Below are 19,411 nucleotides of genomic sequence, written 5' to 3' on the forward strand. Positions count from 1 at the left end.
TCCGTGAAGGGCTCCTTGAGGGAATCAGATTCCCTCAAGGAGCCCTTCACGGACGACGACAACGCGGGAGCGCGCCGGTCGGCCGGAGGGAATCCCGCATATCGTCGCGGCGGCGGCTCGCAATTGAGAAGACCCCATCGAGATCACCTCTGTCCGGCCACACGGAAGCTCGTCCGCGAGCGGAAACGACAAAGGCCCCGCGGCAAACCTGCCACGGGGCCTTCCTTGGCGTCATCGGTCAGAAGTCGAAGCCTCCGCCGCCGTCGAAGCCGCCTCCATCGAAGCCGCCTCCGTCGAAACCGCCGCCGAAGTCCTGGCTTCCGTCGAAGCCTCCGCCGTCAAAACCGCCGCCGTCGAAGCCTCCGTCCATGCCGCCGGCGTCCAGGGCGTCCGCCTGGCCCGCGTCGTAGCCGGATTCCCAGGCCGAGGCGCTGGCGATGCCGCTCATGCCGGAGAACATGGCGCTGAACAGGAACATCGAGCCCAGGCCCCAGGCGCCGGCGACGAGCGCGGGCTTCCACCACGGCTCGCTGTACCAGCCCTGCGGCACCGGGCGGCCCGCGACGCGGCCGCCGGGGTAGTAGTACGGCGTTTCCTGGCCCGGGTCGGGCGAGGCCGCGTAGCGCTGGCCTTCGACGTCCACCTCGCGGTGTTCGGTGACCTTGCCCGCGCGTTCGCGTTCGGCCTCGTCCGGCAGCGCGGGGCCGGGGTCCATGCCCATCGCCGTGCGCGCGGCGCGCACGTAGTACAGGCCTTCGATGGCGGTTTCCTTCACCAGCCGGGCCTGTTCGACCGTCTTGGCCTGCTCCAGCTGCGAACCGGCGGCGTTGTAGCGCTCGCTCGCGTCGGCCATCGCCTGCTGGGACGCGGTGTCGGTGCCGGTGATGTTGAGGACCTGGCCGCCGAGGCGCTCGACGAGGCGGCGCGCGTCGGCCTTCGCGTCGTCGAGCTGGCTCTGTCTGGTCGCGGCCTGCTTCTTCGACAGGTACAGCACGCCTCCGACGATGACGACGACCAGCACGATCAGGAGGATCGCGGTGCCCATGGGTCACTCCGTGTCTCGATCTGACGCGACGGCCGGGCAGCCGTCTCTGAAACGGACAACGCGGACCGTGCGCGGAGAGTTCCCGGCGGCGCCTCCGATCGGGCGGTGGCCGACAAAACTAGAACACGTTATAGTCCGCGGCATGAAGTTCTCCTTGTCGATCGCGATGAGCCCGCTCGACCAGCTGAGCGGCCTGGCCCGCGCCGCCGAGGAGGCCGGGTTCTCCTCGATCGTGCTGCCCGATTCGCTCTTCTACTCCGAGAAAGTCTCCGCCGACTATCCCTACACCCCCGACGGCAGCCGGTTCTGGGACGAGAACACGCCCTGGGCGGATCCGCTGGTCGCGACCGCCTCGATGGGCGCGGTGACCGAGCGGATCCAGTTCTACACCTCCGTGCTGAAACTCGGCTCGCGCAATCCGGTGCTGCTCGCCCGGCAGGTCAACTCGGTCGCCGCGCTGACCGGCGGCCGGTTCGGCCTCGGGCTGGGGATCGGCTGGTCGCCGGAGGAATTCGAATGGTGCGGCGCGCCGTACGCGCGGCGCGGCAAACGGTTCGACGAGGCGATCGAGGTGCTGCGGCTGATCCTCAGCGGCGACATGGTCGAGTTCCACGGCGAGTTCTTCGACTTCGACAAGCTCAAGATGAGCCCGGCTCCGCCGTCGCGGGTGCCGTTCTACATCGGCGGGCACACCGACGTCGCGCTGCGCCGGGCCGCGCGCGTCGCGGACGGCTGGTCGTCCGCGATGATGACGCTCGACCAGCTGCGCGAGACCATCGGCAAGCTGAAGGGCCTGCTCGCCGAGCGCGGGCGCGCCGACGATCCGTTCGAATTCCAGGCCGTGTGCGTCGACCGGTTCGGGCTCGACGGGTTCCGCGAACAGGCCGAGGCGGGCGTCACCGACGCGATCACCATGCCGTGGGTGTTCGAGGGGCACGGATTCGACGCGGAACTCGGCCCGAAGGTCGACGCGATCCGCAAGTTCGGCGACGAGATCATCGCGAAAATCGAGGAGTGACATGGGAGTCGAGGTCTGCTGGGACCCCGCGGCGAAGCAGCCGCCCGCGCGGGAAGCGGCGTTCAAGTCGATGACGGCGGCGACCGCCGGGGACAAGGACGGCTGGCTCGCGCTGTTCGCCCCGGACGCGGTCGTCGAGGACCCGGTCGGCCCGTCGATGTTCGACGAGGAGGGCAAGGGCCACCACGGTCGCGAGGGGCTTTCCGCCTTCTGGGACAAGACGATCGGGAACGTCGAGAAGTTCGAGTTCGTGATCCGCGATTCGCACGCGGCGGGTTCGGAGGTCGCGAACGTCGGCACGATCACGACCTATCTGCCCGGCGGCTATCGCGTCGACACCGACGGGGTGTTCGTGTACCGGGTCAACGAGGAAGGGCTGGTCGTTTCGATGCGCGCGTTCTGGGAGACCGAGCGCGCGATGGCCACTGCCCGACAGGTCTGATGTCAGCCCGGGTCCGCTTCGGCGAAGTCAAGAACGTGGGCGGTGACGAGATCGGGTTGCTGCAGCGTCAGCGCGTGAGTGGTTCCCGGCACGATTTCCGTGCTGATAAGGGGATTCAGCGTCGCGATGCGCGCGGCGACCTCTCGCGCGCGGTGGATATGGCTGCGTTCGCCGAGGACCAGCCGGACGGGGACTTCGATCGCGCGAAGCTCGTCGTCGGTGAAGACGTGCTGCGGCGGTAGTTGCGCTTTGTATTTGAGGCTGGCGAACAGCAGCGGTCGCAAAGTGTGCCGCACGGCCGGATCGCCGACGACGATCCGGCGCTGGACCGCGGCGGGCAGCAGCCAGAGGAAGATCTCCTTGAAACTCCAAAGGATGAACTTCGGGACGCTGATCGCCGCGAATCCGGCCGGTTCCAGCCCGATGACGCCCGCGATCTGGTCGGCGGACCGGGTCGCGAGGTTCAGCGCCAGGAAACCGCCGCGCGAAACCCCGGCGAGGTAGACCTTCTCCTGGCTGATGCCGGCGAGGACTTCGGAGAGCCATTCGGCGAGGTCGTCGTCGGTGCTGGCGGAGGCGGTCTCGACCGAGTGGCCTGGTTCGCCGATCGAATCGATGGCGTAGACCGGGTGGCGGGCGGCCAGTTCGGCGAGGTGCGGGTACCACGACAAAGACGAGCCCATGACGCCGTGCAGCAGGACGATCGGCGTGCCGTGTTCGGCGCCGCTGCGCCGGACTCGGGTGGGGCCGAACTTCGTGGCGATGTCCAGTTCCTCCGAGGGAACCGGCCACTTTCGCAGGACCTTCGCGTAGGCGGCGAAGTAGCGCTCTTGGGCTTTGGGGTCGGTGAAAGTTCCCGGCATGTCGTCCCTCCCCGAGACGGGTTACCGTGCGCTTACACCGTAGCACCGGTCGCCGCGGTCAGGCGTTGTCCAGGCGCAGCAAGGTGTTCAGCAGATTTCCGCCGGGAAGCCCCTCGTCGCCGAAGATCCGGTGCTGCACCTCGATCACGAGCGGCAGCGCGGCGCGCAGGGCGGCTCCGCCGGCGTCGGTCACCTCGACGCGTTTGGCGCGGACGTCCTCGGCGCTGCGCGCGCGGGCGACGAATCCCTTGCGCTCCAGCGTTTTCAGGATCTGCGACACCTGCATCGGGTGGATGTCGCCGGAGGTCGCGAGACCGGATTGGGTGACCGGGCCGCCGGCGCGGTTCAGCCAGGCGGCGAGCGCGAGCGTCTGGAACTGCAGGTGCGTCAGATCGAGCGGGGCGAGCGCCTGGTCGATCTCGCGGACGTAGCGGTGCACGACGCGCCACATGACGAAGCCCACCGCGTTCTCGGGGGCGCCGAGCGAGGCGGTGGCGAAGAGTTCGGCGAGCGCGTCCTTGTCCATCGGGAGGCATCGTAGCGGTTGCTCTTCGATAGTAAACGCGTTTAGTATTGGAAGGGACGGAGAGGGGTTCCTGATGACTGACCTGCGACTGGACCTAGGCCTGTACCGCTACGACAACACCCGCCCGCTGTTCGACGGACGGGTCCGCTTCGAGGGCGTCGACGCGACCCTGCACACCGCCGACATCGTCTCGGACCTGTTCGAGCGGATGGTGCGAGGGCGCGAGTTCGCCGTCTCCGAACTGGGCCTGACCTTCTACCTGCGCACCTTGGACCTGCCGGATCCGCCGTTCGTCGCGCTGCCGGTGTTCCCCAACCGGCAGTTCCGGCATTCGGCGATCTACGTCAACGCCCGCAGCGGCATCCGGGCGCCGCGGGACTTGATCGGCAAGACGATCGGTGAGTTCGCGACCTACGGGCACGACGCGGGAGTGGTCGCGAAAGGCATCCTGTCCGACGAGTACGGCGTGCGGCCGGACCAAAGCCGGTGGGTGATCGGCGGGTTCGACTGGCCGATGGAATGGTTCGACTTCGTTCCGCGACTGCATCCTCCGGAAGTGGACGTGCGGCAGGCTCCGGCGGGGAAAGCGCTCGGTTCGATGCTGGAGGGCGGGGAGATCGACGCGTTTATTTCGGCGGATCCGCCGCGCGGGATCCGGGAGGATTCGCCGGAGGTGGCGCAGTTGTTCCCGGATTACGTGAGCGTGGAGCGGGAGTATTACCGGCGTACCGGGATTCGGCCGATCATGCATGCGGTGGTGGTCCGGCGGGATCTGCTGGCGGAGCATCCGGGGCTGGCGGAGCGGCTGTATCGGGGGTTTGTCGACGCCAAGGAAATGGCGATGGAGGATTACCGGCGGGGGCGGATCTTCAATCATATGGGGGATGCCGGGATGGTGTCGTGGTTCAGTGCGTTGTATGACGAGAATCGCCGGTTGTTCGGGGAGGATTGGTGGCCGTATGGGATTGAGAAGAACCGGCTGGCGGTGGAGGCGTTCTTGCGGTGGCACTTCGAGCAGGGGTTGTCTCGGCGGTTGATGACGGTGGAGGAGATTTTTGTGCCGGAATTGCTGGGTACTTAGCCGGTTGGCGGGCAAGCCCCCCGACAGCCGGTTGGACCCGCCCGACGGGGATCTCCCGCTCGTCGCTTCTCTGGACCTGGTCGATCCCGATGCGCGGCTTGTCCTAGTGACCGTCGGGGTGCATCTGGACGGCCGGACTCTGTGCGGCGACGAGCTGCACAACCAATTGTTCACGCTGCCGGACGAGCCGACCGGTCTCGCGTTCGCCGCGACCGGCGAGCCAGCCGAACTGGCAGCCGAAGCCGCGAACTGGTTCGAGGCCGTTCTGCGCCGCCCGGTCGTGCGCTGCGAATGGGCGCTCACGCGCCAAGTCCACCTGTTCGCGGACACCGGGGAGATAGTCGGGGCCAGGGACAACCGCCCGTTCTGTTCGCCTGACCAGCTTCACCGGCTGGTCGCCACCGGGCACCTTGAGGGCGGCTGGGCCGACGCCCGGGGGCTCAGACAGCCGGATGTCGTCACTCGCGTCCGATGACCTAGGCCGTCAGTTCCTCGCGCAGGCCTTCCAGCGCGATGACGTCGTCCTCGCTCCCGGTGTGCAACGCGGAAAACCAGTCCGCGTATTCGCGCAGTTCCGACAGTCGCCAGTCGAGGGCGAACAGTTCGACCATCGCCGGGTCCAGGCCCGCCGTGTTGGGCAGGTCGGCGTAGTCGCGTTCGCGCGGGGCGACGGCGAGGCTTTCCCAATCGACCAGGCGCAGGCCGTCCGGGGTCAGGACCTGGTTGTCGTTGTGCGGTTCGCCGTGGGTGGGGACCCAGGAGTCGCGGCGGGACGCGGCGAGGGCGGCCAGTTCCAGGTAGCGGGCGTTCCACCGGGCGATCGCGTCGGCGCGGGTGGCGAGGGCGGTGCGGGCTTCTTCGGCCAAGGGGCCGGACGTCCACGGTTCGGCGGTGCGGGACCGCAGTTCGGCGGCGAAATTCGGGCCGACTTGCGGGGACCAGTGGCGCAGTCCGGCGGGAGGCGGGGTGCGGTGCAGGGCGTCGAGGATGGCGAGAATTGCCGGTTTGTCGACCTCGTCTTCCGCGGGGCTGCGGCCATTCAGCATCGGGGTGACGCTGAGTGCGCCGACGCCGGTGTCCACTGTGAACTGGCCGGACCGCGCGGGTACTGGCGCGCAGACGAACTCGAGCCCCGAGGCGGCCAGTTCGGCGGCGCTCGCGTAGGTGCTTTCGAGAGACGCCGCGGTGTGCCGGGGTTCGAGCTGGTCCAGCGTGACGAACAGGGTATCGGCGCGCCAGTGGTGCGCGCCGAAACCCCAAGGCAGGTAAGCGATCTCGGAGACGGGTTGCCAATGCTCGGCGAGCGCGCGGGTGATGGCGGCATCAGTGACGAAGGACGGTCGAGATCGCACAAATCGGATACTAGGCAGGGCTTCGTGGTGGGAGCAACGGAGTTTTCAGAACAGCTCGTTCTGGTACTTGTCGTCGATCACGTCGTACAGGGTGCCGCTGACGAGGTCGCCAAGGCTGTTGTTCATCTTTTGCGCCTGCTCGGCGATGGAGAGCGTGTAGAAATCGCCGCCGAGGGTCGCGGCTTCGGCGAGGCCGCGAGTGTCGCCCTCCCACAGTTTCGCGCGGATAATGGCTTTTCCGCACTGTCCGAACACTTCGCGCACGCGCACGATCGTCGCGAGCACGGCGGGTTTGCCGTCCGCGCTGAGCATGCCCAGCAGTTCCGGGTCGTCGGTGACGAAAGCGTCGCCGTTGACCCGCATCACCTCGCGCAGGCCGGGCACGAAGAAGACGAGCCCGATCGACGGGTTGGCGGTGATGTTCTCGAAGGTGTCGGCGAGTTTGTTGCCCGGACGGTCGGGGATGGCGAGCGTCCACGGGTCGAGGATCCGCACCGAACCGGGCGGGTCGCCTTTCGGGCCGACGTCCATGAGGCCGTCCGCGCCGACGGTGGCGGCGCAGAAGAACGTGCTGTGCGCGATGAACCGCATCGCGAATTCGCCGAGGTGCGGTTCCTTTTTCTCGGCGATGAACTGGTCCGGGAAACCGATGATTTCCCGGACGCGCGCCATGGTGATCGGGGTGTAGGCGTCTGCCGCGGTGGTCATGATTTCTCCCGTCACAGGTCGAGGACCAGTCGTGGGGTGCGGGCGCGGGACACGCAGACGAACATCCGGTCGCCTGCCGCCTGTTCGCTCGCGGAGAGGATGCCGTCGCGGTGGTCGGGGACGCCGTCGAGTACCTTGGTCTGGCAGGAGCCGCAGATCCCGGACCGGCATGAGGTCAGGGGCCGGATTCCCACCTTTTCGAGGGCGCTGACAATGCTTTCGTCAGCGGCGACGGACACGGTTTTCTTCGAGGCCGCGCATTCCACTTCGATCGGCTTGTTCTCCGCCGGGGCGGCCTGCGGGGCTTTGAAGCGCTCCAGCCGCAATGCTTCGGCGGGCCAGTTCGCCGCTGCGGTGTCCAAATCGGACAGCAGCGACGCCGGGCCGCATGCGTACACCTTCGCGCCGGCCTCGACGGGCCTTTCCAGTTCGGTCAACGGAATCCGGCCGGTGGTGTCCGAGGAGTGGCAGCGCACGCGATCGCCGTAGCCGCGGAGTTCGTCGAGGAACGGCATCGACGCGCTGGTGCGGCCGCCGAAGTACAGCCGCCAGTCCGCGCCCCGGGCTGCCGCGGCGCGGACCATCGGCAGGATCGGGGTGATGCCGATGCCGCCCGCCACGAAGACGTACGACTTGGCGGGATGGAAGGCGAAATTGTTCCGCGGGCCTTTGATCGAGATGCGCTGGCCGGGCCGGAGAAACGCGTGCACGTATTCCGAACCGCCGCGGCTCGCGCGTTCCCGGCGGACGCCGATCCGGTAGTACGCGCGTTCGCCGGGCGGGCCGCAGAGCGAGTACTGCCGTTCGAGGCCGTTCGGCAGCACGAGGTCGATGTGCGCGCCCGGTTCCCAGCTCGGCAGCGGTTTCCCGGTCGGGTCCGCCAGGTCCAGCGAGACGACGCCGTCGGCTTCCCAGCGCAGCTGCCGCACGGCGACGTCCAGCTTCCCGGCGGTTCCGGCATTCGGAGTCATCGGCTTCCCTCCTTTTGTTAACGTTGTTACTTGCCGCCCGGCCGAGCGTATTGGTAACATCGTTAACATGTCAACCGAGGCGAAACGGGCGGGAATCGCGGCGACGCGGGCCGAGCGGGCGGTGGCCGAGGCGCTGGACCTGGTCGACGCCGGCGGGCTGGAGGCGCTCACGATGCGCCAGCTGGCCGACCGGATGGGCCTGCACCTGCCCGCGATCTACCGGCTGTTCGACGGCAAGGACGCGCTGATCGACGAAATGGCCGAGGCGATCCTCGCCGGCGCGGTCGCCCGCCTGCCCGCCGAGGACGGCGATTGGGAAAGCCGGGTGCGGAGCCTGGCCGCCGGATTGCGCACGGCGCTGCTCGCGCATCGTGACGGCGCGCGGATCGTCGGCGGGAACTACGCGGCCAAGCGCAGCAATCTGACCTTTGTGGACACTCTGCTCGGCTGCCTGCTGGCGTCCGGGCTGCCGCGGAAGCAGGCGATCTGGGCGGCCGGCGCGGTGTTTTGCTACGTGCTCGGGGAGACGCTCGAGGAGCAGGGTGCGACCGGCGGCGAGATCGACGTGCTGATGGGGGTTTTGGGGACGCGGCAGTACGCGCACCTGGAGTCGGGGCCGATGGAGTCGATGCTCGACTTCGAGGCGCGGTTCGCGTTCGGGCTGGAATTGCTGCTGGCCGGGGTGCGGAGCGTGGTGAGCAGCGGTGAGAACCGGCGACGAGTGCGCTAGTTTTCCGGGCTGATCCCCGCCACCGCGATCCGGAACAGGCGGCTGGCCTCGGCAGCCGGGTCGGGGTGGCGTTCGGTCGTCAAGGTGATGCCGACGATCAACGCGATCAGATCGCCCACAGTCACCCCTGGCGAGACTGCCCCGTCGCGGGCGGCGCGCGCGACTAGCGGGGCCGCGGACTCTTCCAGCGTCATCGAGCAGGAGTTCCCGTGCGCCGGATCCGGTGTGTCGTAAGCCAGGGCCGCCGCGAGTCCGCGAGCGGTTACGCAATAGCTGACCACGTCGTCAAGCCATTCGAGGAGTGCGCGGCGGCTGTCGGATTCCCCGGCCAGTTCCTGCGCGCGGGCGGCCAGCAGGGCGATCCGTTCCTGTGAGACCGCTTCCAGCAGCGCGTGCCGGGTGGGGAAGTGTCGCCGCACAGTCGCGGAGCCGACTCCGGCGGTGCGCGCGATCTGTTCCAGCGACGCGTTCGCCCCGTGTGCGGCGACCTCTTCCTCGGCCACCTCCAGAATTCGCGCGTAGTTGCGCCGCGCGTCCGCGCGTTGCTGGCCGGGCATGACGTGACCTCCGGGTTTGCTAAGTGGCGGACCCCGCCGTATCGTAGCGGACACGAAACGGCGGGGTCCGCCACTTAGTGTTTTCGAGGGAGAATCATGGTTGAGCAAGCACCGGTACTGGTCGTCGGCGCGACGGGACGGCAGGGCGGCGCGACTGCCCGCGAGTTGCTGGCGGCGGGGGTGCCGGTCCGGGCGCTGGTCCGGGATCCGGCGGCGGAGCGGGCGAAGGCGGTCGAGGCGTTGGGTGCCGAACTCGTCGCCGGGGATTTGCGCGATCGGGACGGGCTGGCGCCCGCGGTGAAGGGCGTGCGGGCGGTGTTCAGCGTGCAGATGCCGGACATGAGCGGGCCGGAGCCGGATTTCGCGGGCGAGGCGGCTCAGGGGATCAACCTGGTCGAGGCAGCGGCGGAAGCGGGAGTGCCGCAGTTTGTGCACACCTCGGTGAGCGGGGCCGGGTCGCCGGAATTGGCCGATGAGCGCTGGGCGTTCATGGCACCGACGATGGAGGCCAAGGCGGCGGTCCAGGATCGGCTCCGGGCAGCCGGGTTCCCGCGGTGGACGCTGCTCAAGCCGGGGTTCTTCATGGAGAACTTCCTGCCGTCCCTGCAGTACGTGTTCCCGCGCGGCATCGAGGGCGGCTTGGTGACGCTGCTGCGCCCGGAGACCCGGTTGTCGCTGGTGGCGGTGCGGGACATCGGCCGCGCGGCCGCTGCGGCCATCGCTGAGCCGGAGCGGTTTGACCGGGTCGAACTGGAATTGGCCAGCGACTACCGGACGATGACCGAGATCGCGCCGGTGCTGTCTCGCGTGCTGGGGATGCCGCTGGCGGTGCCCGACATGACTGTCGACGAGGCGCTTGCCGCTGGCATGCCGCCGATGGGGTTCTCGCACACGATGTTGAACGAGATCGGACAGCCTGCCCGGCCGGAGTTCGCGCGCGAGCTCGGGATTCCGCTGACCACCTTCGAGGAATGGGCTGAGACGGCTATGCGGGCCTGAAAGCTCGGTGCAGCAAGGCTTCCAGGTCTGGACGGTGCACTGGGCGAGGGTTGGCGTAGGGGTTGGCCAGTACCTCGTTGACGACCGAAGCCAGGTCTGCTTGCGTGACGCCTAGTGCGGCGAGATTAGTCGGAGCGCCGGTGTCGGCGGTGAGTTTGCCCAGGGCCGCGGCCGGGTCGTCGGTGTTCAGCGCGCGGGACAGGGCGGCAGTCGCGTCGGGAGCGGCGGGCAGGTTGAAGGCGGCGACGTGCGGGAGCAGGATCGCGTGGGTTTCGGCGTGCGGCAGGTCGAGCATTCCGCCTAGTACGTGGCAGAGTTTGTGGTGCAGGCCCATGGTTGTCGCGCCTAGGCAGGCACCGCAGAGCCAGGCTCCGCGCAGGGCGGCGGGGCCGGTGAAATTCGAGGCCAGGTCTCGTACGCCCTGTTCCGCCATGGCGGCGATCACCGGCGAGACGTCGGGCGCGTACAGGGCTTCGACGGCGTGCGCGATGGCGTTCAGACCGCTGGTCGCGGCTACGGTCGCGGGCAGGCTGGCGGTCAGGTTCGGGTCGTAGACCACCGAACGGGGCAAGACTTTCCGGTCCCGGCCGGTTTGTTTCCGGTGGTTCTCGGTGAGCCCCCAGATCGGCGTCATTTCGGAGCCAGCGTACGTCGTCGGGAGTGCGACGACCGGCAAGTCCTGGCGCAGGGCAAGGGCTTTGCCCAGTCCGATCGTCGATCCGCCGCCTGCCGCGACGCAGCCGTCCGCCCGCGATTCGGCGGCTGCGCGCGAGGCGGCGGCGACGGTCGGCACCGGGACGTGCGGGCGGGCCTGGTCGAAGACTCCGGCGGCGCGGTCGCCGAGGACGGCGGCGACCCGGTCGGCCAGGTCGCGTTGCTCCGGAGTGGACAGAACCAGGACCCGGCGCAGGCCTAGGCGATCGGTTTCCTCGGCGATTCGGGACAGCGCGCCGGAGCCGAACACGACGCGCATGGGAAGGGCTTCGTAGGTGAAAGAGTCCATCATGGACGGTCTCCGTCCGGGGTGAGGCGGATGTCGAAGTGGGCTTCGCGGTGGTCGCCGTGGTCACTGAAGGTGGTGACCAGACTTCGCTTCACGGCGAACACCGCGTCGCTGTCGAGATGGGGGCTGTCCGCGACGAACATGTGGGTGGTCAGCGACTCGTGCCCGGCGGCTTCGGCGATCACGTGGACGTGAGCCGGGCGGTACGGGTGCCGTCCGGTCGCGTTCAGCAGGCGGCCGACCGGGCCGTCGGTGGGGATCGGGTAATGGCTGGGGACGACGGTGCGGAACCAGAATTTCCCGTTCTCGTCCGCGCGGAACCGGCCGCGTCCATTGCCCGGCGGTTGCACATCGGGCTGCTGGACGTCGTAGAAGCCGTCCTCGGTGCACTGCCAGATGTCGACGTTCGCACAGGGAAGCGGGGTGCCGTCAACGGAGCGGACGGTTCCGGTGATCACGCACGGGGTTCCGGTGCCGAGCAGGTCGATCGAGTCGCCCAGTTCGCGTTGCGGCGATTCGGTCAGGTGGAACGGGCCGAGTACGGTCGCCTCGGTGCCGCCGTCGCTGTCGTTGAGGGTTTCGACCAGCATCGACACCCCGAGCACGTCGGACAGCAGCACGAATTCCTGCCGGGTGGCGTCGCAGGTCTGGCCGACGTCGGTGAGGAATCCGATCGCCTGCTCCCACTCGGCCATCGTCGGGCGCAGTTCCCGCACAAGTGCGTGCAGGTGTCGGGTCACGGCCGACAGAATTTCCTTGAGCCGCGGGTCCGCAGTGGCCGCGAAGCTGTCCAGGACGGCTTGTTCGGCGGTGGTTTCGGTGAAGTCCACAGTGGTCAGTCTTTCTGTTCGCGGAAGCGGTCGGCGAACCAATCGGCGACGTAGGCGGTGCGTTCGGCGGCGTGGTTGTAGATCGTGTGCTCGCCGTCGTCCCATTGCTTCAGGTCCGCGCGACCCTCCGCGGCGGCCAGGAACGGTTTCTGTTCCTCCAGGCGCACAATGGGATCCTCGCCGCCGTGCAGGACGAGCAGATCGCCGCGGATCCGGTCCTCCGGCTTGAACGCGAGCCGGTCGAAGTTGTTTTGGACGGCCTGGTGGTCCTGGGTGCCGAGCATGGCGCTGGCTTGTTCGTCGAACGTCCGGAAGCCCAGCAGACGGGGAGCCGCAGGTGCGCCGTTGACGCAGACCGCGGTCACCCGGTCGTCGGACGCCGCGGTGGTGGCGGCGTAGAGGCCGCCCATGCTGTTGCCCCACAAGCCGATACGGTCGCCCGGAGCGTGCTTGACGAAGGTCGAGTACGCGGCCCGGACATCGACGTCTAGCAGGATTCCACCGCGCATTCGCGTCTCGCCTTGGCCTGGGCCTTCGGCGAGCAAGGCGGCCATGCCGCGTTGCGAGAGCGCGTCGGCGATCGGAAGATACGTCGCGCCCCAGCCGCTTTGACCGCCGAACACCACGACGGTTCCGGTGATCGGGCCGGAGGGGTGGACCAGCCAGCCGTACAGCGTTCCGTTCTCGAACGGCAATTCCACCCGTTCCCAGCGCGGCGTCGCGAGTTCGGCGGCGCGCGCGACGAGGGACGTGAACCGTTGGTAGAGCGCGATTTTACGCGGCTCGTCGAAGTTGAACGCCATTTGCGCGAAGAGCAGATCAGCCGCGGCGTAACGCAATTCCGCCAACGCGGTGACCAGATTCGCGGGATCCCGGGCGAGCCGGGCGTCAGCGAGTTGTTCGGCCGCGACATCCCATGGTTGCCCGGCGGCGGTGCGGGTTCGCAGGGCGAGAACGTCGGCGTAGTCCATGCCGCCGTCCAGCAGCCGGGTCGGCGGCATGGCGCGCCAGAGCGCTTCGGTCAAGCTCATGCGGGCACCGCCGCGCTGAGCTGCTGCCGGAGCTGATCGACGACCGAAGGCAGCTCGGCGAGCGCTCCGGCCCAGAAGAGATGGAAATCCGGGCGGCTGAGGAACGCTTCCGTTCCGGTCGAGGAGAACCACCGCTGGTAAGTCCCGTCGACGTCCTCGACGGCGCCTGGTGCGACGGTCGCGATCGTCACGCCGAACCGGGAGAGGAAGCCCTGCTGTTCCGCGTCGAGCACACCGACGGGATCGGTCTGAGAGACCAGGGTGAACCCGCCGCCGATGACATCGTCGAACCGGCCCTCACCGGACAAGCCGCGCACCACCCCTTGCGGCGCAAGCGTTCCAGCCAACGGGCTGTGCGGGTGGACCACCCCGGCGGTGATGGTCGGAAACGGCGGCGGAGGCGGAACATTCCCGCTGCGAAACGCGTCGTCGCGGGCAGCTGCTTCGGCCAGATCGTGGGTGTTGGCGACCTTGCCCAGCGCGGTGGAGATATCAGTGATCGCGGTGGCGTGCGGTTTGCGTTCCGCCTCGTAGGTGTCGAGCAGCTGGTCCCCGGCGAGGCCGCGCAGGACGAGGTCGAGTTTCCAGCCCAGCGTGATCCCGTCGCGCATGCCCGAGCACGCGCCCTGCCCGAGGTACGGCGGCGTGGTGTGCGCGGCGTCCCCGGCGAGCAGAACCCGCCCGCGCCGCCAGGATTGCGCGATCCGCCCCTGGAAGGTGTACACGACCTGACGCAGAATCCGGACGTCCGAGCGGCCGAGACCGTGTTTTTCGCCGAGCCAGCGCCAGGCGAACTCCGGATCCTCGTACGCCGCGACGTCCTCGCCGGGCAGCACCGCCAGCTCGAACCGCTGCCTGCTCCGGCCGATCGGCATGTGCATGTGACCGCGCGCCGGATCGCAGAACTGGGTCACCCGGCTGAACCGCTCAGGCAACGGCCGCAGCCGCTCGGTGTCGATGTTCAGCCACTGGTCGTGTACGCCGGTGTCGCTGCGCTCGATGCCCAAGGTGGCACGGACGAAGCTGCCGGCGCCGTCCGCGCCCACGAGGTACTTCGCCGTGACAGTGCGCTCTTCGCCGGAGTGCGACCACTGGCCGGTGCGGTCCTTCGACCACGGGCGGGCGGTCAGCTGCACCCCGTCGGCCTCCGCACGGAGATTCACGACCGCCCAGCCCTGGTTGACCTCGACGTTCCCGGTCGCCCGCACGTGCCGGTCGATCGCGTCCTCGATGTCCGGCTGGTAGATCGACAGATGCGCCGGGTGCCCGCACGACGTGCCCCGCCAGTCGAGTTCGATGAGCTGCTCGCCGTCCGCGCTCAGGTAGCGGTAGTGCGGCAGCGGAAGGGCGTCGCGCAGGGCGTGGTCCAGGTCGCCGGTCGCCTGGACGATCCGCGCGGTCTCGCCGTCGATGTGGGTCAGCCGGGGCAGCCCGTACAGGCCGGGCCAGCGTTCGAACACCGCGACGCGGTGGCCTTGCTTGCCGAGTGCCGAGGCGAGGACCAGTCCGGTCGGTCCGTAGCCCACGATTGCGACGTCGAAGTCGTGGCGCATCTGTTGTCTCCCATCGGGAAGGAACCCGTGGGAGGAGATTAAGAACGTTCGCCCGCGTCGCCGATCCGTTTCGCGACAGGCCGATCCGCCGCGCGACACGAACTGTGCAGGGTCTCTGAGGGAGGCACGCCGTAGCGCGCTTGATAAGCCCCGGCGAATCGCGGCACGTGACCGAATCCCCATTTGAGGGCGATGTCGGTGACTGTTGTACCGGGCCGCGCCGATCGCAGGTCTTCGTGCGCGCGGGCGAGGCGAATGCTTCGCACGTATTCGCGCGGACTGCAGCCGACGTATTCCTTGAAATGCCGTTGCAACGACCGCGGCGTGGTTCCGGCCTCGAACGCCAGCCGTTCGATCGACAACTCGGCCGACGGATCCCGCTCGATCAGCTCGAGCGCGCGCTTGACCGGCGTCGAACGGCGCGGGCTTGCCTGCCGGTTCTCCAGTTCGCGGCGGTAGTTGTGCGGCTGGGCGAGCAGGAGCCCGGTCATCAGGAACCGCGGCCACGGGCTGTCGACGCCGGCCTCGGCGAGCCCGGCAGGCTGGTCGAGGTCCCACAGGAGCAATTGGACGGCTTGCGCCCACGACGCGGCGGCGGGCCGGGCGAGGTCCATCCCGGGAAGGAACCGGATCGGCGCGGCGATCGGGCGGTCGAGCAGCTCTTCGAGGTGCCGTTCCAGCGCGTGCCGTTCGACGCGGACGTGCAGCTGACGGTAGCCGTCGGACAGCGCCATGCGGGCGACCATGCTGGGGGAGAGGATGCCCGCGGTCCCGGCGTCGACGTACACCTCGTCGCGGTCGGCATGCAGCAGGTTGGTTCCGCCGAGCGCCAGGTTGACGTCGTAGTAGTCGACCTGCTCGGTCAGCTCCACCCGCAGCTCAGCGCCGGTATTGCGGCAGTAGACGAGCGTGATCGGGCCCAGTTCGGCCATCGCCACGTCGGTCTGCAGGCCCGCGTGGCGCCCGGCGGGCGAGAGCCGGTGCGGGGTCAGGTACCGCGAGGCGGCGGCCCGGAACTGCTCCAGGTCAGCGGTGTGCAGCACGGAGAACCGCGAGAGTGTCGCCATCGGTGCACCGCCTTTCCGCCGCTCCGGTCCATCGTAAGCCGGAGCGCGTTGCTCCGTTCGTGTCAGCCGGTTGGTGCGGGTGCGCGACGGCGGCACTTCTGCCCTGGCGCGATGCGCCCCGACTTGCTCGTTCCCCGCCGTCCGGGCGTGATTGTTTGTTACCTTCTGGGCCCGGATCCGCGGCCAGACCGGCCAGTGAGGAGCACTTCGATGGCCGCTGTCCCGCCGTCCACGGGGAAACGCGGCGGCCGGGCCCGGGCTCCGCGCGATCCGGACGCCACGCGGCGGGCACTGGTCGGCGCCGCGCTCACGCTGTTCGAACAGGACGGCTTCCACGCCACCTCGGTGCAGAAAATCGTCGACAGCGCGAAGCTCACCAAAGGCGCTTTCTACTACCATTTCGAGACCAAAGAAGACGTGCTGCACGAAATCCACGACCAGTTCATGGATTTCCAGCTGCGCCGGATCCGCGAGGTGCTCGCCGAGGGCGGCGCGCCGGAGCGGGTGCTCCGCCGGGTGATGACCGAGGTGCTGGTCGAGCCGATCGGCGTCTACCGGTCCGAGATCTCGATTTTCCAGCAGGAGCGCAGGTTTCTCTCCAGTACGACGTTCGCCTCGATCGAGCGCAAGCGCGACGAGTTCGAAGCGCTCGTCACGCGAGTGGTCGAGCAAGGGATCGAGAGCGGCGCGTTCAAACCCGTCGCGACCGCGCGGGTGCTCGCGTTCGCGGTGATCGGCGTGGCGGCGTGGGCGCACACCTGGCTCGACCCGCGCGGCGCGATGACGCCCCGGCAGATCGGCGACGCGTTCGGCGAGATCGTCGTCGCCGGGCTGCGCACCGGGTCGCTCCCGGAGAGCCGGGCCTGAACCTCGGCCTGGCACGGCGGTCGTCTTTCCCGGTAGAAAGGAAAGATCATCGGGGAGGGAGCACCCAGTGAAGGTCCTTCTGCGCAAATTTGTCCCCATCGCGGCAGCCGCCGTACTGGCGGTCACCTTGGCACAGCCCGCGGCGGCGCGTCCGGCAGCCGGTCCAGCCGCGTCGTCGCCCGAGTGGCGCGTCGCGAACGGCCAGCTGGTCTGGACCGCGCCAAAGCCGCTGTTCGGCGACGGCGCGGTGGAGTTCTGGTCCGGCGGCAAGCTGCTCGGCCGCGCCCAGCCGGGCGCGGATCTGCGGACGTTCTCGCTGCCCGCGGGCGGGATCCGTGAGGTGCGCGGGCTCGAGGCGCGCGTCGGCGGACGTTCGCTGACCGAAGTGCCCAAGGCGACTGCGAATCAACCGGCCGCGGCACCGCTGCCCGTGTTGCCCGCTAATGCGGTGGATCCCGGTAAACCCGGGCAGTTCTCGACGGTCAAGGGCGAGTACTCGCTTGACCCGGTGCGGCTGCCCGGACTGGACGGGCCGATCGAGATGCAGGGCCTGGTCGTCGCGCCGAAACACGCGCCGGGGAACCGGCCGCTGGTGGTATTCCTGCACGGCAGGCACCAGCCCTGCTACAACCCGACGGATCCGGACGACTACTCGACGGCCTGGCCGTGCAAGGCCGGGATGCTGCCGATCCCGAGCTACCGCGGCTACCTGCAGACCCAGGAATTGCTGGCGTCGCAGGGATTCGTGACGGTGTCCATTTCGGCCAACGCGATCAACGCGCTCGACCACGCGGCGGAGGACGGCGGTGCGCAGGCGCGGTCGTCGCTGGTCCGGCTGCACCTGGCGCACTGGGCGGATTGGTCCGGCAGCGCTCGTTCGACCGCTCCGGCGATCGTGAAGGATTCTCCGGCGGCGGATCTGTCGAATGTGTTGCTGGTCGGGCATTCCCGAGGCGGCGAGGGCGTCAACCGCGCCGCGATGGACAGTTTGTATCCGCCGCCGGGCGACACTGGCTTCGCCGGGCCGGTCCGGTGGAAGATCCGCGGCGACGTGCTCATCGCGCCGACCGTGTTCGGGCTCAACCCGACGCCGGACGTCCCCTCGGTCACCTTCCTGCCCTCGTGCGACGGCGACGTGTCGGATCTTCAAGGGCAGCAATACATCGACGCGGCGCGCGGCGTCAGCCGGGACACGGCCTTGCACAGTGCGCTGTATGTCTCGGGCGCGAACCACAATTACTTCAACGCAGAATGGACTCCGGGCGTCGCGGTGGCCCCGGCGCAGGACGATTTCCATTCTCCGGAACCGGATCCGAATTGCTCGCCCGGCGTGCCCGCGCGGTTGACGGACGCGCAGCAACGGGCGGTCGGCGCGACCTATGTCGCCGCGGCGGCGCAGCTGTTCCAGAAGCACGATCTGCGGGTCGAGCCGCTGCTGGACGGCTCCGGCGTGCGTGCGCCGTCCGCCGATCCGGCGCATGTGCTGACGCACGCTCTCGGCGGCGCGCGGACTCCGTTGCTGGTCCCGGATTCGTCGACGAAGGTCACCGGCGGCGGGGACGTCTGCCAGCAGGTCGGCCCGGATCAGCGGTGCCTCACGAATTCCGGCGCTTCCAAGTCGCCGCATTTCGTCGGGCTGGAAGAAGCGCCTGATCCGACGCGGACCGCCGTGCACGTGCGCTCGGCGACGGCCGGGGCTCCGGCGAAGATCCAGTTGCCCCAACCGGTTTCGTCTATCGGCGCGCGGGCGTTGGCGATGCGGATCATCGCGCCGGAGAACGCTCCGGCCGAGTCGTTCGACGTCGCGGTCACCGACGTGCGCGGCAAGCGCACGAAACTGGGCGCGGTGACGATGGCCGGGCTGGCCGGGACCGAACGGACGAAATCGTTCTGGGGCCAGGAAGTCCGGGTCCCGCTGCCGCCGTATCTGGAGGTGGCCGGCCTGGAGTTGACGCCGCGGCAGGCGGGCGGCGAGGCGTGGCTGCTGGACGCGTACGCCTGGCGGCCCGGCCTGCCGGACCCGGACCCGGCCCCGCTGACGCGCGTCGACCTCGGCTCGATGACGGTCAAGGAAGGCGATTCCGGCTCGAAGACCTACCAGATCCCGGTCACGGTGACCGGCGACGGCGGCGGTTCGGTGCGGGTCTTCCGGGCCGATTCGCTCTCGCCGATGTCGATGAAGTGGACGTACCAGGCGGTCACGCTCGCGCCGGGACAGCACACGCTCGACCTGCCCGCGACGATCGTAGGGAACACCCGGTGGAGCTGGCCGTACCGGCTGCTGGCCGGGGTGAAGGCGACTCACGGGACGGTTGTCGGGTCGGCGGAGGGTTCGCTGAACGTCGAAAACGACGACCCGGCCCCGAAAGCGAGCGTCGGCCAGCCGGACGTGTCGACCGCTGAGGGCGGCGCGCTGACGTGGCCGATCGGACTGTCCACAGCGGCCGATTCGGAGATCAGCGTGCTCGGGGAGGTGAAGGCGCCGAAGACCGGGCCGGAACTGATGACGTCGGATGTCGACCCGAAGTGGCTGATCGAACACGGCATCGATCCGGAGAAGAAGCAGCCGTTGTCGGAGACCGGATTGACGGTGGTGCTGCAGATTCCGGCGGGGAAGACGAGCGGCGACCTGACGATCCCGACCCTGCGGCATGCCGGGGCCGATCCGGCTAAGCACGTTCTGCTGCATGTGACGGGCGAGCCGAAGGAATCCGGGCCGGACGTCGACGTCACGGGGACGGTGACGGACGCGGGATGAGGTTGATCCT

At 68.9% G+C, this 19,411-nt stretch carries 20 protein-coding genes; 8 read left to right on the plus strand and 12 right to left on the minus strand.

Annotated elements, in window-relative coordinates; translation table 11 throughout:
* Nucleotides 1–238: 238 nt before the first annotated feature.
* On the minus strand, nt 239–1,045 hold the full coding sequence (locus ACFXI3_RS21965; RefSeq protein WP_344283383.1) for a hypothetical protein: 807 nt from the start codon (nt 1,043–1,045) through the stop codon (nt 239–241).
* 142 nt (nt 1,046–1,187) lie between these two features.
* Between ACFXI3_RS21965 and ACFXI3_RS21970 the strand changes: the two genes are divergently transcribed.
* Complete coding sequence (locus ACFXI3_RS21970; protein ID WP_344283385.1) at nt 1,188–2,063, plus strand: TIGR03619 family F420-dependent LLM class oxidoreductase; 876 nt, start codon at nt 1,188–1,190, stop codon at nt 2,061–2,063.
* 1 nt (nt 2,064) lies between these two features.
* Nucleotides 2,065–2,505: a nuclear transport factor 2 family protein gene (locus ACFXI3_RS21975; protein ID WP_378401700.1), complete on the plus strand. Its 441-nt coding sequence runs from the start codon at nt 2,065–2,067 to the stop codon at nt 2,503–2,505.
* Nucleotides 2,506–2,507: 2 nt separating this feature from the next.
* Here the strand turns inward: ACFXI3_RS21975 and ACFXI3_RS21980 are convergent, their stop codons facing one another.
* On the minus strand, nt 2,508–3,368 hold the full coding sequence (locus ACFXI3_RS21980; RefSeq protein WP_378401702.1) for an alpha/beta fold hydrolase: 861 nt from the start codon (nt 3,366–3,368) through the stop codon (nt 2,508–2,510).
* 58 nt (nt 3,369–3,426) lie between these two features.
* A complete protein-coding gene (locus tag ACFXI3_RS21985) occupies nt 3,427–3,894 on the minus strand; it encodes a MarR family transcriptional regulator (protein ID WP_344283395.1) in 468 nt (155 codons plus the stop codon).
* Between the two features lie 73 nt (nt 3,895–3,967).
* Between ACFXI3_RS21985 and ACFXI3_RS21990 the strand changes: the two genes are divergently transcribed.
* Both ACFXI3_RS21990 and ACFXI3_RS21995 read left to right on the plus strand, forming a co-directional pair.
* A complete protein-coding gene (locus ACFXI3_RS21990; RefSeq protein ID WP_378401704.1) occupies nt 3,968–4,975 on the plus strand; it encodes a 4,5-dihydroxyphthalate decarboxylase in 1,008 nt (335 codons plus the stop codon).
* A 4-nt stretch (nt 4,976–4,979) separates the two neighbouring features.
* On the plus strand, nt 4,980–5,450 hold the full coding sequence (locus ACFXI3_RS21995; protein ID WP_378401706.1) for a hypothetical protein: 471 nt from the start codon (nt 4,980–4,982) through the stop codon (nt 5,448–5,450).
* A 1-nt stretch (nt 5,451) separates the two neighbouring features.
* Here ACFXI3_RS21995 and ACFXI3_RS22000 read toward each other — a convergent pair whose 3' ends face one another.
* From ACFXI3_RS22000 to ACFXI3_RS22010, 3 genes are read right to left on the minus strand one after another with little or no spacing between them, the layout of a single operon-like run.
* Nucleotides 5,452–6,327 (minus strand): hypothetical protein, encoded by an 876-nt coding sequence (locus ACFXI3_RS22000; protein WP_378401708.1) that lies wholly within the window; start codon nt 6,325–6,327, stop codon nt 5,452–5,454.
* Nucleotides 6,328–6,372: 45 nt separating this feature from the next.
* Nucleotides 6,373–7,035: an MSMEG_1061 family FMN-dependent PPOX-type flavoprotein gene (locus ACFXI3_RS22005; protein WP_378401710.1), complete on the minus strand. Its 663-nt coding sequence runs from the start codon at nt 7,033–7,035 to the stop codon at nt 6,373–6,375.
* Between the two features lie 11 nt (nt 7,036–7,046).
* Nucleotides 7,047–8,006: a PDR/VanB family oxidoreductase gene (locus ACFXI3_RS22010; RefSeq protein WP_378401712.1), complete on the minus strand. Its 960-nt coding sequence runs from the start codon at nt 8,004–8,006 to the stop codon at nt 7,047–7,049.
* Nucleotides 8,007–8,073: 67 nt separating this feature from the next.
* On the opposite strand from ACFXI3_RS22010, the gene ACFXI3_RS22015 reads away from it, so the two are divergent.
* Entirely contained in the window at nt 8,074–8,736 is a 663-nt protein-coding gene (locus ACFXI3_RS22015) for a TetR/AcrR family transcriptional regulator C-terminal domain-containing protein (protein ID WP_378401714.1), read from the plus strand.
* Here ACFXI3_RS22015 and ACFXI3_RS22020 read toward each other — a convergent pair.
* On the minus strand, nt 8,733–9,293 hold the full coding sequence (locus ACFXI3_RS22020) for a helix-turn-helix domain-containing protein (RefSeq protein ID WP_344283414.1): 561 nt from the start codon (nt 9,291–9,293) through the stop codon (nt 8,733–8,735). The genes ACFXI3_RS22015 and ACFXI3_RS22020 overlap by 4 nt on opposite strands.
* Nucleotides 9,294–9,389: 96 nt before the next feature.
* On the opposite strand from ACFXI3_RS22020, the gene ACFXI3_RS22025 reads away from it, so the two are divergent.
* Nucleotides 9,390–10,292 carry an NmrA/HSCARG family protein gene (locus tag ACFXI3_RS22025; RefSeq protein WP_378401716.1) on the plus strand — a complete coding sequence of 301 codons (903 nt, stop codon included), beginning with the start codon at nt 9,390–9,392 and terminating at the stop codon, nt 10,290–10,292.
* On the opposite strand, the gene ACFXI3_RS22030 is transcribed toward ACFXI3_RS22025, so the two are convergent.
* From ACFXI3_RS22030 to ACFXI3_RS22050, 5 genes are read right to left on the minus strand one after another with little or no spacing between them, the layout of a single operon-like run.
* Nucleotides 10,279–11,298: a maleylacetate reductase gene (locus ACFXI3_RS22030; RefSeq protein WP_378401718.1), complete on the minus strand. Its 1,020-nt coding sequence runs from the start codon at nt 11,296–11,298 to the stop codon at nt 10,279–10,281. The two genes, ACFXI3_RS22025 and ACFXI3_RS22030, sit on opposite strands and share 14 nt — an antisense overlap.
* A complete protein-coding gene (locus tag ACFXI3_RS22035) occupies nt 11,295–12,125 on the minus strand; it encodes a dioxygenase (RefSeq protein ID WP_378401720.1) in 831 nt (276 codons plus the stop codon). The genes ACFXI3_RS22030 and ACFXI3_RS22035 overlap by 4 nt, the downstream gene beginning before the upstream one ends.
* A gap of 5 nt (nt 12,126–12,130) precedes the next feature.
* On the minus strand, nt 12,131–13,156 hold the full coding sequence (locus tag ACFXI3_RS22040) for an alpha/beta hydrolase family protein (protein WP_378401722.1): 1,026 nt from the start codon (nt 13,154–13,156) through the stop codon (nt 12,131–12,133).
* The gene (locus ACFXI3_RS22045; RefSeq protein WP_378401724.1) at nt 13,153–14,709 is read right to left on the minus strand and encodes a bifunctional 3-(3-hydroxy-phenyl)propionate/3-hydroxycinnamic acid hydroxylase; all 1,557 of its coding nucleotides are present in this window, start codon (nt 14,707–14,709) and stop codon (nt 13,153–13,155) included. Before ACFXI3_RS22045 ends, ACFXI3_RS22040 begins: the two co-directional genes overlap by 4 nt.
* 38 nt (nt 14,710–14,747) lie before the next feature.
* Nucleotides 14,748–15,776, minus strand: coding sequence for an AraC family transcriptional regulator (locus ACFXI3_RS22050; protein ID WP_378401726.1), 1,029 nt, complete (start codon nt 15,774–15,776; stop codon nt 14,748–14,750).
* A 210-nt stretch (nt 15,777–15,986) separates the two neighbouring features.
* Between ACFXI3_RS22050 and ACFXI3_RS22055 the strand changes: the two genes are divergently transcribed.
* Nucleotides 15,987–16,643, plus strand: a complete 657-nt coding sequence (locus ACFXI3_RS22055) for a TetR/AcrR family transcriptional regulator (RefSeq protein ID WP_344283431.1) — start codon at nt 15,987–15,989, stop codon at nt 16,641–16,643.
* Nucleotides 16,644–16,710: 67 nt separating this feature from the next.
* A complete protein-coding gene (locus ACFXI3_RS22060) occupies nt 16,711–19,401 on the plus strand; it encodes a hypothetical protein (RefSeq protein WP_378401728.1) in 2,691 nt (896 codons plus the stop codon).
* The last annotated feature ends 10 nt before the right edge of the window (nt 19,402–19,411 follow it).

Source organism: Amycolatopsis sp. NPDC059235, from assembly GCF_042754125.1.
Taxonomy (GTDB): domain Bacteria; phylum Actinomycetota; class Actinomycetes; order Mycobacteriales; family Pseudonocardiaceae; genus Amycolatopsis; species Amycolatopsis albidoflava.